Consider the following 13,978-nt stretch of genomic DNA (forward strand, 5'->3'; position numbering starts at 1 on the left):
CTGTTTCCACATGGAACACACATGCGAATGCCCGAAATCGCTCGTAGGGCAAGAAGTGAGGAGCGCCGTTTGGCCGAGCCAAACAAGCGACGAGCGACGCCGCCATACGGGCGATTTCGGGCATTCCCGTGGAATGGATTTTTTAATTTGGGGTTGCCACGAGAACGGCCGCTCGCCGCGTTGCGCTCCTGGCGAATACGTCAGTATTCGCGGCGTCACGCGCCTCGCGAGCGGCCGTTCTCGTGGCAACGCATGTGCGTTCCATGTGGAAACAGACCCTAGGGGAACGTCGTGAATACGGAAATCGATGCCACCCGTTCCGCGCTCGGCGCCGCCGGCCTGCTGGGCCGCCTGCGTGCGCTGCTGCGCATGGGGCCGGCCGGCGGCCGCGTCGGCACGCTGAGCCGGCTCGCGATCGACGGCCTGCCTGACGCATGGACGCAACTGGAGGCGGGTGGCCTGTACGCGATCTACGCGGCCGGCGGCACGCCGGGGTGCGACGCACTCGTCTGGGAAAGCGCGCGACAGGCGCGCACGCGCAACGTGACGGTCGTGCTCGCGCGCGATGCGGCGCGCGTCGCGGACCAGATGGAGTCGCTCGGTTTCGCGGACGGCGCACAACCGGCCGGCTGGCCGCGCAACCTGAACGTGCTGGCGATGCCGGCGGCGGAGCCGGCCAAAGGTGACGGCACCGACGCGCCGCGCCGCGCGGCGCCGGGCCCGTTCGCACGGCTGACCGGCGGCCTGCGCGCGATGAAGCGCTACGGTTTTCGCGCGCGTTCGCTGTATTTCGTCGAAGGCGCCCAGCGCTGGTTCAGCTGGGACGACCCGATCGCGCTCGCGGATGAAGCACGCGCGCTGGCCGACTGGTGCCGGACGCACCGGATCGCGCTCGTGCTGCTGCTCGATCCCGAAGCGGCGCGGGCGGGCGACGGCGTGCGCACCGACGATGCGCCGCTCGTGCGCGCGGCGGACCGAACGCCGCGCAGCGGCTTCCACGGTATCTGCTCGGGCGTCGCGCAGTTGCAGCGCACGCACGGCGAACTGCTGTGGATCGTCGATTTCTGGCGCGCGGGCGACACGCTCGCGGCCGGTGAAGTGCGGCCGCTGCGCTTTGCGCCGGGCGGCCGGCTGTCCGCGAGCGTCGACGGCGGCGCGACCGAGCCGGCGCACCGGATGAAGCTCGCGAGCGACGAGGATCGTGTCGTCGTCAGCCGCGCGGTGCTCGACGGCACGAATCGCGTGCCGGCCGGCTGGGAAATCGTCGAAGACAACGCGGCCGTCGTCGCGGCGTGCGCGCATGCCCAGGCTGCCACCGCGGTGCTCGTGTTCCGTTCGCATGCGCAGCTCGAAGCGTTGTGCGCGGACGTGCATGCGTTGCGCCGGCAATGCGGCGGCGCGCTGAAGATCGCGGTCGTGGAGCGCGGCGAAGTGCTGCGCCAGCAGTTCGAGATGCTCGTGCTGAGCGTCGGCGCGAACCGTGTCGTCGCGCGCGATTTGCCGGTCTCGCGGATGCAGGCCGCCGTGCATGCGCTGCGCGGCCAGCTCTACGCGCGGCCGGTCGCGCCCGACTATCGCGCGGCGCTCGCGGCCGCGCTCGGCGATTCGGTGCTCGGCTATCTGCCGGTCGGCGCGTTCTGCCTGCGCATTCGCGCGGTGCTCGATCGCGGCGCCGTGCTCGCGCTGCCGCACACGCTCGCGAAGATCACGCTGCTGCCGGGCGTGTCGCACGTCGATGCATTGCGGCACTGCCGCCCGCGCCGTGCGGGCGACGTCGTGACGGCCGATCCCGGGCATCTGTTCGTGTTCCTGTTCGCGTGCGAACCGGTCGACGCCGACGACGCGCTCGCGCGGATCTTCGACGTGCCGGTCGACACGCTGTCCGATCGCGTCGTGTGCCTCGGGCAGGGCAGCATCGACACCGAGCTCGATGCGCTGAAGGCCGAGAACCGGCGCGCGCCGATCGCCGACTACAGCGACCTGTTCGCGGCGACGCACCCGGCCGGCGGCGCACGCACGCCGCCCGCGGGCGCCGATCTCGGTGTGACGCCGGCCGAAGCGAGCGAGGCGATCGAGCAGATCGACGCGATCGTCGCGCTCGAGGCGATCGGTGAATCGCCGGCGCCCGATGCCGTCGACGCACCGGCGCCGCCTCCCGTCATTCCCGCCGCGCGTGCGCGCGGCGCTACCCGCAGCGCGATGCCGCTGCGCAAGCAGGAGCGCGCATGATTGCCGTACTCGTCATCGGTTTCATCGCCGGCATCGTGATCGCGGTGCCGGTGTGGATCGTCGCGCAGCACCTCGGCATCGGCCGCGGCTTTCATGCGCCGCGCGGGATCGACCGGCACGACGCGGTGCCGTGCGAACTCGTGCCGGTTGCGCTGCGCGGCCGGTTGCTGCCCGGCGCCGTCGACGACAAGGCGGCGCGATGAAGACGATCGCCATTACGTCGACGACCGGCGGCGCGGGCCGCACGACGCTCGCCGCCGCGCTCGCGGTGCTGCTTGCGCGCCGCGGCCGGCCGGTCGTCGCCATCGAATTCGATCCGCAGAACCTGATGGGCGCGGCGCTCGGCCTCGACACGCTGGCCGAACAGGGTCTCGCGCAAAGCGTGCTCGGCGGCGCGGAACCGTGGCACACGCATACGTGGCGCAACGCCGACGACGTGCTGTTCGTGCCGTACGGGCAAGTCGATGCCGCCGATGCAGCCGCATGCGATGCACGGCTCGCGGCCGATCCCGCGTGGCTGTCGCGCGCGCTGGACGAGATCGCGCTGCCGGCCGACGGCGTCGTGCTGGTCGACACCGCGCGCTATCCGTCGCCGCAGGCCGAGCAGGCGATTCGCCGCGCGGACCTGACGCTCGTCGTCGTGCCGCCGGAGCCGGCCGCCTGCGCGACGACGGCCGCGCGGCTCGGTGCGCTGCGGGCCGGCGCCGGTGAACTGCAGATCGTCGTGAACCGGCTGAATCCGGCACGCGACATGCAGCGCGACGCGCTCGCGATGCTGCGCGCGGTCGCGGGGCCGGCATCGATGCTCGAACAACGGATCCACGTCGACGCGGCCGTGCCCGAAGCGCTCGCGCGCGGCAGCTGGATCTTCGACGACGCGCCGTATTCGCAGGTGTCGCACGACCTGAACGGCATCGCGAACTGGGTCCATGCATGGTTGACCGCCGTCGCCGCGGGCCGCAGCGGAGCGGCGCGATGAAGCCCGCGTTCGCGCCGCGACTGCGCACGCTCGGCCGCCGTGTGGCCGACTGGTGCGCACGCGGCATCGGGCTGCCCGCCGAGCGCACGCTGGTCGACTGGTTCGTGCGGCTGTTCTTCCATGCACCGCCGCCCGGCCGGCCCGATCACGTGCGCCGCTGGGTGCGCGTCGCGTTCCTGCGGCTCGCGCACGACTGGGGCGTGCTGCAGCCGCTGAGCCCGCGCGAATGGCTGTGGCGCGCGATCGTGCGCGCGCCGCGCGCGGCCGACGGCCGGCCTGCGCGCGATCCGCTCGCGTGGTTCGACAAGACCGTCGTGCCGGCTTACGTGGCCGGGCGCGCGGTCGGCCGGCGCATCAACGCGCTGCTCGACCGGCTGCCGTGGACGCGCTGGGGCGGCTGGCTCGATGCGCGCGCGAACGGCGTCGGCCGCCGCCGCTGGCTCGCGCCGCTGCTGCTCGTAGCCGGGGCGGTGCTGTGGGCCGCGGCCGGGATGTCGCCGCTGATGCCCGGCGCGCAGTTCGCGTTCTTCGCGATCGTCGCGGTGCTGGCGCTCGCGCTGCGGCGCTTGCCGGGCCACCTGCCGACGCTCGCGCTCGCGTCGCTGGCGCTGCTCGCGACGGTGCGCTACGTGTGGTGGCGCACGACGCAGACGCTCGACTTCCGCAGCCCGGTCGAGGCTGTCGCCGGCTACCTGCTGTACGGCGCCGAAGCCTATACGTGGATGATCCTGCTGCTCGGCTTCGTGCAGACCGCGTGGCCGCTCGACCGGCCGATCGTGCCGCTGCCCGACGACCCCGACACCTGGCCGACCGTCGACATCTACATCCCGACCTACAACGAGCCGCTGTCGGTCGTGAAGCCGACGGTATTCGCCGCGCAGAGCATCGACTGGCCGACGGAGAAGCTGCGCGTGTACCTGCTCGACGACGGCAAGCGCCCCGAATTCGAGGCGTTCGCGCGCGAGGCCGGCATCGACTACGTGACGCGCGACGACAATCGTCACGCGAAGGCCGGCAACATCAACCGCGCGCTGCCGAAGACGCACGGCGAATACATCGCGATCTTCGACTGCGATCACGTGCCGACGCGCTCGTTCCTGCAGACGACGATGGGCGTGTTCCTGCGCGACCCGAAGTGCGCGCTCGTGCAGACGCCGCACCATTTCTTCTCGCCCGATCCGTTCGAACGCAACCTCGGCACGTTCCGCGAGATCCCGAACGAGGGCAACCTGTTCTACGGGCTCGTGCAGTCGGGCAACGACCTGTGGAACGCGACGTTCTTCTGCGGCTCGTGCGCGGTGCTCAAGCGCACGGCGCTGGAGGAGGTCGGCGGCGTCGCGGTCGAGACCGTGACCGAGGATGCGCACACGGCGCTCAAGCTGCACCGGCGCGGCTATACGTCCGCGTACCTGCCGACCGTGCAGGCGGCCGGCCTCGCGACCGAAAGCCTCGCGGGCCACGTGAAGCAGCGCACGCGCTGGGCGCGCGGGATGGCGCAGATCTTCCGCATCGATAACCCGTTCCTCGGGCGCGGGCTCGGCTTCATCCAGCGGATCTGCTACGGCAACGCGATGCTGCACTTCTTCTACGGGATTCCGCGCCTGGTGTTCCTGACGATCCCGCTCGCGTACCTGTTCTTCCACCTGTACTTCATCAACGCGTCGTCGCTCGCGCTCGCGAGCTACGTGATCCCGTACCTCGTGCTCGCGAACGTCGCGAACTCGCGGATGCAGGGACGCTATCGCCATTCGTTCTGGGCCGAGGTGTACGAGTCGGTGCTCGCGTGGTACATCGCACTGCCGACCACCGTCGCTTTCTTCAGCCCGAAGCACGGCAAGTTCAACGTGACCGACAAGGGCGGCAAGATCGACGAAGGCTACGTCGACTGGTCGACGTCGAAGCCGTATCTCGTGCTGTTCGGGATGAACGTGCTCGCGATCCTCGCCGGCCTGTGGCGGCTCGCGGCGGACCAGGGCGACGAGGCGTCGACGATCCTGATCACGCTCGGCTGGACCGTGTACAACCTCGCGATGCTCGGCGCGGCGCTGGCCGTCGCGCGCGAGACCAAGCAGGTGCGCGTCACGCACCGGATCGCGATGCGCGTGCCGGCCATGTTGCTGCTGGCCGACGGGTCGACGGCCGCGTGCTTCACGAGCGACTACTCGACCGGCGGCCTCGGCCTCGAGGCCGTGCCGGGGCTGCCGCTCGCCGTCGGCGACACGCTGACGGTGTGCGTGACGCGCGGCGACCGCGCGTTCCCGTTCCCGGTGCGCGTGACCCGCGTGACGCCGACGCATGTCGGCGTGAGCTTCGAGGAACTGACGCTCGAACAGGAGCGCCAGCTCGTGCAGTGCACGTTCGGTCGTGCCGATGCCTGGCTCGACTGGCACGAGGGCGAGCGTCTCGACACGCCGCTCGGCGGGCTGAAGGAAGTGCTGCGGATCGGGCTGGACGGCTACGTGCGGATGTGGAAGGGTGCGGCGCGCGGCGTGCAGGCGATGCTGGCGCCGAAACTCGATCGGGCGCGCGACTGACGCGGCGCTCATCATGGAGTGGTTTAGATGACGTTCTGGAATCTGTATTTCATCCTGAAGTTCGCGCTGTTCGCGACCGGGCACCTGCAGCCGTTCTGGCTCGCGAACCTCGCGTTCGCGGTGGCGCTCGTGGCGAGCGCGCCGATCCGGCAGCGCGCCTGGCGCATCGTCCGGCAGGTCGTGGCGATCCTGGTCGCGGTGCCGCTGCTCGCGCGCGAGATGCATGCGCCGCCGCTCGCGCGTCTCGCCGAGGCCGCGCGCGAAGTGAGCACGTTCCGCCTCGACTACTGGATGGAACTGCTGCCGCGCCTGCTGCCGCCGGTGCTGGTGCTGACGGTCGTCGGCGCGCTGATCGTCTATTTCATCGTCAACCGCTGGCTGCGCGTCGCGACGTTCGTGCTGGCCGTGCTGATCGTGATGCCGCTGTGGCAGGCCGGCAGCGGGCTGATGGCGCGCGTCGTCGCGCCGGCCCAGCAGCAGGCGAACGCAACGGGCGCCGCGCGCGCCGACCAGCCCGAGGACCACAACGCGGCGCTCGCGACGTTCCGCGCCCAGGAGTCGCAGCGGCAGGTCGCGTTCGGCCATCTCGGCAGCGATCCGGCCGCGCAGTTCGACGTGATCGTGCTGCACATCTGCTCGCTGTCGTGGGACGACCTCGACGCGGCGAAGGTGCGCAACCACCCGATGCTGAGCCACTTCGACTACCTGTTCTCGAACTTCAGCACGGCGGCGAGCTACAGCGGCCCGGCGGCGATCCGCGTGCTGCGCGCGAGCTGCGGCCAGGAAGCGCACGCCGACCTGTACAAGCCCGCGCCGCAGCAGTGCCACCTGTTCTCGCAACTGGCGAGCGCCGGCTACTCGGTGCAGTCGCTGCTGAACCACGACGGCCATTTCGACAACTTCCTGCAGGTGGTCCACGACAACATCGGCGTGGCCGATGCGCCGATGATCTCGAACGCGGCCGCGCCCGTCGCGATGCACGCGTTCGACGGCTCGGCGATCAAGGACGACTATTCGACGCTCGCGAACTGGTACGCGCAGCGCGCGTCGGTGCCGGGCCCCGTCGCGCTGTACTACAACACGATCAGCCTGCATGACGGCAACCGCATCGTCGGCAGCGCGCTGACGAGCATCGACTCGTATCCGCAGCGCGCGACGAAGCTGATGAACGACTTCGACCGGCTCGCGGACCTGATCGCGCAGTCGGGCCGCCGCGCGGTGATCGTGTTCGTGCCCGAGCACGGTGCCGCGCTGCGCGGCGACAAGAACCAGGTCGCGGGCCTGCGCGAGATCCCGACGCCGCGCATCGTGCACGGGCCGGTCGGCGTGCGGCTCGTCGGCTTCACCGGCAACCACGGCGCGACGACCGTGATCGACCAGCCGACCAGCTTCCTCGCACTGTCGCAGTTGCTGTCGAACCTGGTGTCGAACAGCCCGTTCAAGCCGGGCACGACGCTCGCGCAGTACGCGGCGGACCTGCCGCGCACGCGGATGGTCGGCGAGAACGAGGGCACGGTGACGATGCAGACGGCCGCGGGCTACGCGGTGAAAACTCCGGACGGCGTATGGATCGACGAACAGTAATCCTTCCCGGCGACGGCGACGACGATCGCCTGTCGCAACCGAACGACGTGATCGGTCTCGCGCGGCATCTGCCCGCGCTCGATCCCGAGCGTTATGTCGACGAGCAGGCGCGCCGCGCGTTCGTCGAGTCGCTCGACCGCTGGCCGACGCTCGCGAAGCTGATGGGATTGAAGCCGTAAACGCACGACGGCCGGCAGGCGTGCCGGCCGTCCTTGGTCGGGCGCGCGCGTCCGCCTATTGCGCCTTGCGCGCCGGCTGGCGCGTCCACTCGTCTTCTTCGCCCGGCACCTTGCCGAACGTCTGATCGGCCCACGCGGCGCGCGCCGCGTCGATCTTCGCGCGTTCGCTCGAGACGAAATTCCATTCGATGAACCGCTCGCCCGGCAGGTGTGCACCGCCGAGCAGCATCACGCGCGCGCCGTTCGCGCTGGCGAGCGCCGCGGTCGCGCCCGGTTCGAGCACGGCCATCGTCGCCGGGGCGAGCGGCGTGCCGTCGACGGTGAGATCGCCGTCGACGAGATACACGCCGCGCTCGTCGTGCTCCGCATCGAGCGCGAGTTGCCCGCCCGACGCGAATTCCGCATACGCATAGAGCGTCGGCGAGAACACGGCGACCGGCGACGTGAGTCCGAACGCGGTGCCCGCGATCACGCGCACGTTCACGCCGTCGCGCACGAACGACGGCAGCGTGTCGGCCGCGTGGTGAACGAATGCGGGCGCGGTGTCCTCATGCTCGACCGGCAGCGCGACCCAGGTTTGGATCCCGTGCACCGGCTGCTCGCGCGGCCGGTCCTCGTCGGGCGAGCGTTCCGAATGCACGATGCCGCGGCCGGCCGTCATCCAGTTCACGTCGCCCGGCACGATCTTCTGCCGGAAGCCGAGGCTGTCGTGATGCATCAGCGAGCCGTCGAACAGGTAGGTGACGGTCGCGAGCCCGATGTGCGGATGCGGCAGCACGTCGATGCCGCGGCCGGCCGGCAGCACGGCCGGGCCCATTTCGTCGAAGAAGATGAACGGGCCGACGAGGCGCGCGGCACGCGCGGGAAGCACGCGGCGCACGACGAGGTTGCCGATGTCGCTTTCGCGCGGTGTGAGCAGGGTCTTGATCGAGGCGGACATGGTGGGGATCCCGGGAAGCGTCAGGCGATCGCCGTGTCGATCGTGATCGGGTGCGTGAGGATCTTGTGTACCGGGCACGCGTTCGCGATCTGCAGCAGGCGCTCGCGCTGCTCGCCGGTCAGGTCGCCGTCCAGCGTGATGCGGCGCACGATCGTGCTGCCCGCGCTGCCCGATTCGTGCGCGAGCTTCACGTGCACTTCGGCGAGCGGCCAGCCTTTTCGTTGCGCATACATCTTCAGCGTGATCGCGGTGCACGCGCCGAGGCTCGACAGCAGCAGCGCGACGGGCGTCGGTGCCGCATCGCCGCCGCCGAGCGGCGCGGGTTCGTCGGCGCGCCACTGGTGGACGCCATCGCTGAAGTGGACGAGGTAATCGACCGAGCCGATGCTCGCTTCGACGGACAGTTCGCTCATTGCAATTCCAGGTGGGGAAGGAGGGTGGGCCGGCGGCGTGGCCGGCCGGGCGTTACGGTTCGAGCAGCCGCTGCAGGCGCAGTTCCTCGAAATCGAGTTCCGATTCTATGCGGTGCAGCGTCGCGTCGTCGACCTTGCCGTCGCGGTGCAGGTCGAGCAGCGCGCCGCGCGACACGCCGACGAGTTCGAGCTCGACGCGCAGCATGCGCGCGCGCACGCCGGCCGGTTCGGCGCCTTGCCGGTGCGCGCGTTCGTTGAACATGACGCGGTTGCGGTATTCGGTGAGCAGGCGGTCGAGCGACGGGCGTTCGAGATCCGACCCGCGCCGCTCGCGTGCGTCGAGTTCGGCGAGCGCCGCGCCGAACGTGTGCGCCCGCACCGCATGTTCGGACATCGTGTGGCGCGCGGCCGGGCGCAGCTTCAGCACGCGGATCAGCGGCGCGAGCGTGCCGCCTTGCACGACGAGCGTCGCGATGATCAGCAGGAACGTGCTGAACAGGATCAGGTCGCGGCCGGGGAAGTTGCCCGGCAGCGCGATCGCGGCCGCGAGGCTCACGACGCCGCGCATGCCCGACCAGCCGAGCACGACGGCTTCGCGCCACGACCACGGCGCGTGACCCGCGCGCGGCGCGCGCAGGCGGCCCGGCAGCCACATCGCGACGAATACCCACAGGACGCGCGCACCGATCGCGGCGGCAGTGGCCGGCAGCGCGACGCGCAGGCCGGCCATCAGCACCGCGCCTTCGTGGTTCACGCGCGCGAGGATCGCATGCAGCGCGAGGCCGATCAGGATGAACACGAGCGCGTCGAGCACGAACACGATCGCTTCCCACGTGGCCTTCGCCTTGATCCGCATGTCGGCGTCGAACACGCGATGCTGGCGTACGCCGAGCACGAGGCCGCAGGTGACGACCGACAGCACGCCCGAGCCGTCGACGGCTTCCGCGATGCCGTAGCTGCCCCAGGCCATCGCGAAGGTCACGACGATGCCGAGCATCGGGTCGCGCAGGCGCGGCAGCACCCAGCTCATCGCATGGCCGCAGGCGAGGCCGACCGCGATGCCGATCAGCGTGAGCGAGAAGAACAGGCCGGTGGCGCTCGCGGCCGTGATCGAGACGGCGAGCGCGGCCGAGACGGCCATCTGGTACAGCAGCAGGCCCGATGCGTCGTTGACGAGACTTTCGCCTTCGAGCACCGCGACGAGTCGTGCGGGCAGCGGATGGCGCTGCAGGATGGCTTTCGCGGCGACCGCGTCGGGCGGCGAGACGATCGCGCCGAGCGTGAAGCACGCGGCCCAGGGCAGCCCCGGGTTCGCGGCATGCACGGCGAGCGCGACCGCGACGGTCGTGAACGCCACCGCGCCGAGCGCGAGCGACGCGATCGATGCCAGTTGCTCGCGGAATTCCTTCCATGCGGTGTAGAACCCGCTCGACATCAGCAGCGGCGGCAGCACGGCCGCGAGCAGCAGCGCCGGATCCATGTCGGGCACGCGCTTGCCGGCGACCGCAATTACGCAGCCGCCGAGCAGCAGCACGACGGCCGGCGGAATCGAGATCCGCTCGGCGAGCCACGTGAGCGCGCCCGCGCCGCAGATCAGCAACAGCAGGTAATGGAACAGTTCGACGTTGGTCATGCGCGGCCGCGAGCGAGGGGGGCATCACGACGGCTACCGGAACGGCACCGTCAAAGTGTTGAAAGCGTAGCGGGTTTGCGTAAAGAAAAAAAGGACGGCCCCGCGGGGCCGTCCTTCGTTGGTCCGGCCCGGCCGTGCGACCGGCCGGTTTGCCGTAACGGTGACGCGATTACAGGTTCGGCGACAGCGCGAGCGCGTTCGTCAGGTCGCCCATCGGCTGCGACCCGTTCGCCTTCAGCGCGTCGTCGCGCTGCTGCAGGCCCGCGAGGCGCGGCAGCGAGAAGCGGCGCGTGACGAAGCGCAGGATCGAGCCCGTGTCGTACAGCGTGTGGTCGACGAAGCCCTTCTTCGCGAACGGCGACACGATCAGCGCCGGAATGCGCGTACCCGGACCCCAGCGGTCGGCGGTCGGCGGCGCGGCATGATCCCAGAAGCCGCCGTTTTCGTCGTACGTGACGACCACGACCATGTTCTTCCACTGCGGGCTGGCCTGCAGGTGTGCGATCACGTCGGCGATGTGCTGGTCGCCGGACGTGACGTCCGTGTAGCCCGGGTGCTCGTTCAGGTTGCCTTGCGGCTTGTAGAACGTGACCTGCGGCAGCGTGCCCGCATCGATCGCCTTGATGAACTCGGCGCCGTTCGCGCCGCCGTCGAGCAGGTGCTGCGCGCGGCTCGCGGTGCCCGGCGCCTGGTTCGCGAAGTAGTTGAACGGCTGGTGGTGCGGCTGGAAGTTCGGCGTCGACAGGTCGGCGCCGTAGATCACGTTCGACGTGCCGTTCTGGCTCGCCTGCAGCGCCTGGCCCCATGCGCCGCCATACCACGCCCACGACACGCCCGCGTTGGTCATCAGGTCGCCGATGTTGGTCGCCGTCTGCGGCGGCATCGTCGACGGATTGGCCGGGTCGGCGAGCAGCGGGTCGCCGCCTGCGGCCGCCTTGTTGCCGCTCGGCTGGTACGCCGGCTGCATCGTGTTGATGCCGTAGAAGTCAGGCGTGAGCGCGCCGTCGTTGACGAACTTCGGCGGGCCGCTCAGCGCGGAGGCCGGCGAGTTCGTCGCGACCTTCAGCGACTTGCCGTCGGCATTCAGCACGGCGATCTTGCCGGCCGCCGGACTCTTGTCGGCGTTCGCGTAGTACGGCGCGCACGCGCAGATCAGGTACTGGTGGTTCAGGAACGAACCGCCGAACGCGCCCATGAAGAAGTTGTCCGCGAGCACGTATTGCTGCGCGATCTTCCACAGCGGCAGCTTCGACGGATCGGCCGTGTAGTGGCCCATCGTCAGGCCGCCCGCGTCGGTCCATGCGGCGTACATGTCGTTCTTGCCGCCGTTGATCTGCATCTGGTCCTGGTAGAAGCGGTGCACGATGTCGCGCGTCGCGATGCTCATCGACTGGTTGAAGCCCTTCGGATCGTCGATCGCGAACGGCGCGTTCGGCAGGTTCGCCGTCATCGCCTCGGTCACCGCCGGCGTGATGCCGGTCGCGGTCAGGCCGCCCCAGATCTTCGGCAGCGTCGCCAGCGTCGAGCCGTCGCGATCCTTCTGCACCGAGTTCGCGGCCGTCGCGTTCTGCAGGCCGTTCGCGCCCGGGAAATTGCCGTACAGGTTGTCGAAGCTGCGGTTTTCCGCGTAGATCACGACGACGTTCTTGACGGCCGACAGGCCTTGCTGCGTGACATCGTCACCGCCGCAGGCGGTCAGGCTGAGCGCCGCCGCGAGGGCGATCGGCGTGTAGCGAATCCAGGCGTACTTCTTCATGCGATGTTCTCTCTCATTCGTCGTTGGTCGCGTGTGGGAACCAGGTGGCGGGAGGGCCGGCGCACGAACCTCGCGGTACCGCCCGGCTGCGCGCATTATCTGGAACCGATTTGACAGCCGGGTGTAGGCACGCTTTCAATTGACTGTCGGTCGAACGTCATTCAACGGTCACGGAACTGACATAAGCTCCGGCCGATTGCCCACCTGCCCACCGCTACTAGAACAACGACGATGCACACCCTTCTGAAATCCTTCGCGTCCGCGCGCTCGCTGGTTTCCGCCGCGGCGACGCTGGCGCTGGTCGGCGCGCTCGCGGCGCTCGCCGGTTGCGATGCACAGCCCGGCACGAATGCGTCGGCCGTGTCCGTCGTACCGGCGGCCCAGGCTGCTGCTCCGGCCGCCCCGGCGGTCGCGCCGGCCGGCCAGCCGCAGACGCGCGCGCAGGTATTCGAGGGCGTGAAGCAGATGACGGCGCTCGGCAAGCAGCTGTTCTTCGATCCGTCGCTGTCCGGGTCCGGCAAGCTCGCTTGCGCGTCGTGCCATAGCGCCGAGCATGCGTTCGGGCCGCCGAATGCGCTGTCGGTGCAGCTCGGCGGCGACGACATGCACCGTACCGGCTTTCGCGCGGTGCCGTCGCTGAAGTACCTGCGCGGCATCCCGCCGTTCAGCGAGCACTTCCACGATTCGCCGGACGAAGGTGACGAAAGCATCGACGCGGGTCCGACCGGCGGGCTGACCTGGGATGGCCGCGTCGATACGCGCGATGCGCAGGCGCGCATTCCGCTCATGTCGCCGTTCGAGATGAGCAGCTCGCCCGCGTGGGTCGCGAAGGCGGTTCGCGCCGCACCGTATGCCGACGCGTTCCGCAAGGCGTTCGGCGACCAGGTGCTCGGCGACGACCAGGCGACGTTCAATGCAGTGTTGCGCGCGCTCGACGCATTCCAGCAGCAGCCGGCACTGTTCGATCCGTATACGAGCAAATACGACGCGTACCTGGCCGGCCACGCGCAGCTCACGCCCGCGGAGTTGCACGGGCTGCAACTGTTCAACGACGAGAAGAAGGGCAACTGCGCGAGTTGCCACATCAGCCAGCGCACGCTCGAAGGCGGCCCGCCGCAGTTCAGCGATTTCGGGCTGATCGCGGTCGCGGTGCCGCGCAACCGCGCGCTGCCCGTCAACCGCGACCCGCGCTTTTACGATCTCGGCGCGTGCGGCCCCGAGCGCACCGACCTGAAGGGCCGCGACGAATTCTGCGGGCTGTTCCGCACGCCGTCGCTGCGCAACGTCGCGCTGCGCAAGACCTTCTTCCACAACGGCGTGTATCACTCGCTCGAGGACGTGATGCGCTTCTACGTCGAGCGCGACATCCATCCGGAGAAGTTCTACCCGGTCGTGCACGGCAAGGTGCAGATCTACGACGATTTGCCGAAGCGCTACTGGCCGAACATCAACCGCGAGCCGCCGTTCGACCGCAAGCGCGGCGACCAGCCGGCGCTGAACGCGGTCGAGATCAAGGACGTGATCGCGTTCCTCGGCACGCTGACTGACGGATATCAGCAAACGGCGGCGCCGGCCAAGCCCTAGGGCCTGTTCCCGCTAATAACGGGCTTGCGCTGGCCCCCAGAAGGGCCGAGCGCGAGGATTGCGACGAAGCGAATACTCGACGTATTCGCGAGGAGCATGACGCGGCGATCGGCCCTTCTGGGAGCCAGCCCCACGAATGCATTTTTC

The 13,978-nt window shown here is 69.8% G+C and carries 11 protein-coding genes; 7 read left to right on the forward strand and 4 right to left on the reverse strand.

The window, feature by feature from the left end:
- The first annotated feature begins 291 nt into the window (after positions 1 to 291).
- The 6 genes from bcsE to DIE03_RS30450 are packed head-to-tail and all read left to right on the forward strand — an operon-like array spanning position 292 to position 7,505.
- Positions 292 to 2,229, forward strand: a complete 1,938-nt coding sequence (bcsE, locus tag DIE03_RS30425; protein ID WP_124455923.1) for a cellulose biosynthesis protein BcsE — start codon at positions 292 to 294, stop codon at positions 2,227 to 2,229.
- Entirely contained in the window at positions 2,226 to 2,432 is a 207-nt protein-coding gene (locus DIE03_RS30430) for a hypothetical protein (RefSeq protein ID WP_124455924.1), read from the forward strand. Before bcsE ends, DIE03_RS30430 begins: the two co-directional genes overlap by 4 nt.
- Positions 2,429 to 3,208: a cellulose biosynthesis protein BcsQ gene (bcsQ, locus tag DIE03_RS30435; protein ID WP_124455925.1), complete on the forward strand. Its 780-nt coding sequence runs from the start codon at positions 2,429 to 2,431 to the stop codon at positions 3,206 to 3,208. Before DIE03_RS30430 ends, bcsQ begins: the two co-directional genes overlap by 4 nt.
- Positions 3,205 to 5,742: a UDP-forming cellulose synthase catalytic subunit gene (bcsA, locus tag DIE03_RS30440; RefSeq protein ID WP_124455926.1), complete on the forward strand. Its 2,538-nt coding sequence runs from the start codon at positions 3,205 to 3,207 to the stop codon at positions 5,740 to 5,742. Before bcsQ ends, bcsA begins: the two co-directional genes overlap by 4 nt.
- A gap of 27 nt (positions 5,743 to 5,769) precedes the next feature.
- The gene (gene bcsG, locus DIE03_RS30445) at positions 5,770 to 7,326 is read left to right on the forward strand and encodes a cellulose biosynthesis protein BcsG (protein ID WP_124455927.1); all 1,557 of its coding nucleotides are present in this window, start codon (positions 5,770 to 5,772) and stop codon (positions 7,324 to 7,326) included.
- Positions 7,308 to 7,505: a hypothetical protein gene (locus tag DIE03_RS30450; protein ID WP_124455928.1), complete on the forward strand. Its 198-nt coding sequence runs from the start codon at positions 7,308 to 7,310 to the stop codon at positions 7,503 to 7,505. Before bcsG ends, DIE03_RS30450 begins: the two co-directional genes overlap by 19 nt.
- A gap of 55 nt (positions 7,506 to 7,560) precedes the next feature.
- Here DIE03_RS30450 and DIE03_RS30455 read toward each other — a convergent pair whose 3' ends face one another.
- The 4 genes from DIE03_RS30455 to DIE03_RS30470 all read right to left on the reverse strand — a co-directional run bounded on the left by DIE03_RS30455 (position 7,561) and on the right by DIE03_RS30470 (position 12,247).
- A complete protein-coding gene (locus tag DIE03_RS30455) occupies positions 7,561 to 8,445 on the reverse strand; it encodes a pirin family protein (RefSeq protein ID WP_124455929.1) in 885 nt (294 codons plus the stop codon).
- 20 nt (positions 8,446 to 8,465) lie between these two features.
- Positions 8,466 to 8,858: an OsmC family protein gene (locus DIE03_RS30460; protein ID WP_124455930.1), complete on the reverse strand. Its 393-nt coding sequence runs from the start codon at positions 8,856 to 8,858 to the stop codon at positions 8,466 to 8,468.
- A 52-nt stretch (positions 8,859 to 8,910) separates the two neighbouring features.
- Positions 8,911 to 10,491 (reverse strand): sodium:proton antiporter, encoded by a 1,581-nt coding sequence (locus DIE03_RS30465; protein ID WP_124455931.1) that lies wholly within the window; start codon positions 10,489 to 10,491, stop codon positions 8,911 to 8,913.
- 169 nt (positions 10,492 to 10,660) lie between these two features.
- Complete coding sequence (locus tag DIE03_RS30470) at positions 10,661 to 12,247, reverse strand: acid phosphatase (RefSeq protein ID WP_124455932.1); 1,587 nt, start codon at positions 12,245 to 12,247, stop codon at positions 10,661 to 10,663.
- Positions 12,248 to 12,478: 231 nt separating this feature from the next.
- Here DIE03_RS30470 and DIE03_RS30475 point away from each other — a divergent pair, with 231 nt between their 5' ends.
- Positions 12,479 to 13,831: a cytochrome-c peroxidase gene (locus tag DIE03_RS30475; RefSeq protein ID WP_124455933.1), complete on the forward strand. Its 1,353-nt coding sequence runs from the start codon at positions 12,479 to 12,481 to the stop codon at positions 13,829 to 13,831.
- Positions 13,832 to 13,978: the final 147 nt, after the last annotated feature.

The organism is Burkholderia sp. Bp8992 (genome assembly GCF_003853705.1).
In the GTDB taxonomy this organism is placed as follows: Bacteria; Pseudomonadota; Gammaproteobacteria; order Burkholderiales; family Burkholderiaceae; genus Burkholderia.

Bases quoted from the DNA above. Each gene is read 5' to 3' on its own strand.
- DIE03_RS30475 (WP_124455933.1), top strand. From the start codon at position 12,479: ATGCACACCCTTCTGAAATCCTTCGCGTCCGCGCGCTCGCTGGTTTCC.
- bcsG (WP_124455927.1), top strand. From the start codon at position 5,770: ATGACGTTCTGGAATCTGTATTTCATCCTGAAGTTCGCGCTGTTCGCG.
- DIE03_RS30465 (WP_124455931.1), bottom strand. From the start codon at position 10,491: ATGACCAACGTCGAACTGTTCCATTACCTGCTGTTGCTGATCTGCGGC.
- DIE03_RS30460 (WP_124455930.1), bottom strand. From the start codon at position 8,858: ATGAGCGAACTGTCCGTCGAAGCGAGCATCGGCTCGGTCGATTACCTC.
- DIE03_RS30455 (WP_124455929.1), bottom strand. From the start codon at position 8,445: ATGTCCGCCTCGATCAAGACCCTGCTCACACCGCGCGAAAGCGACATC.
- bcsA (WP_124455926.1), top strand. From the start codon at position 3,205: ATGAAGCCCGCGTTCGCGCCGCGACTGCGCACGCTCGGCCGCCGTGTG.
- bcsQ (WP_124455925.1), top strand. From the start codon at position 2,429: ATGAAGACGATCGCCATTACGTCGACGACCGGCGGCGCGGGCCGCACG.
- DIE03_RS30450 (WP_124455928.1), top strand. From the start codon at position 7,308: ATGGATCGACGAACAGTAATCCTTCCCGGCGACGGCGACGACGATCGC.
- DIE03_RS30470 (WP_124455932.1), bottom strand. From the start codon at position 12,247: ATGAAGAAGTACGCCTGGATTCGCTACACGCCGATCGCCCTCGCGGCG.
- DIE03_RS30430 (WP_124455924.1), top strand. From the start codon at position 2,226: ATGATTGCCGTACTCGTCATCGGTTTCATCGCCGGCATCGTGATCGCG.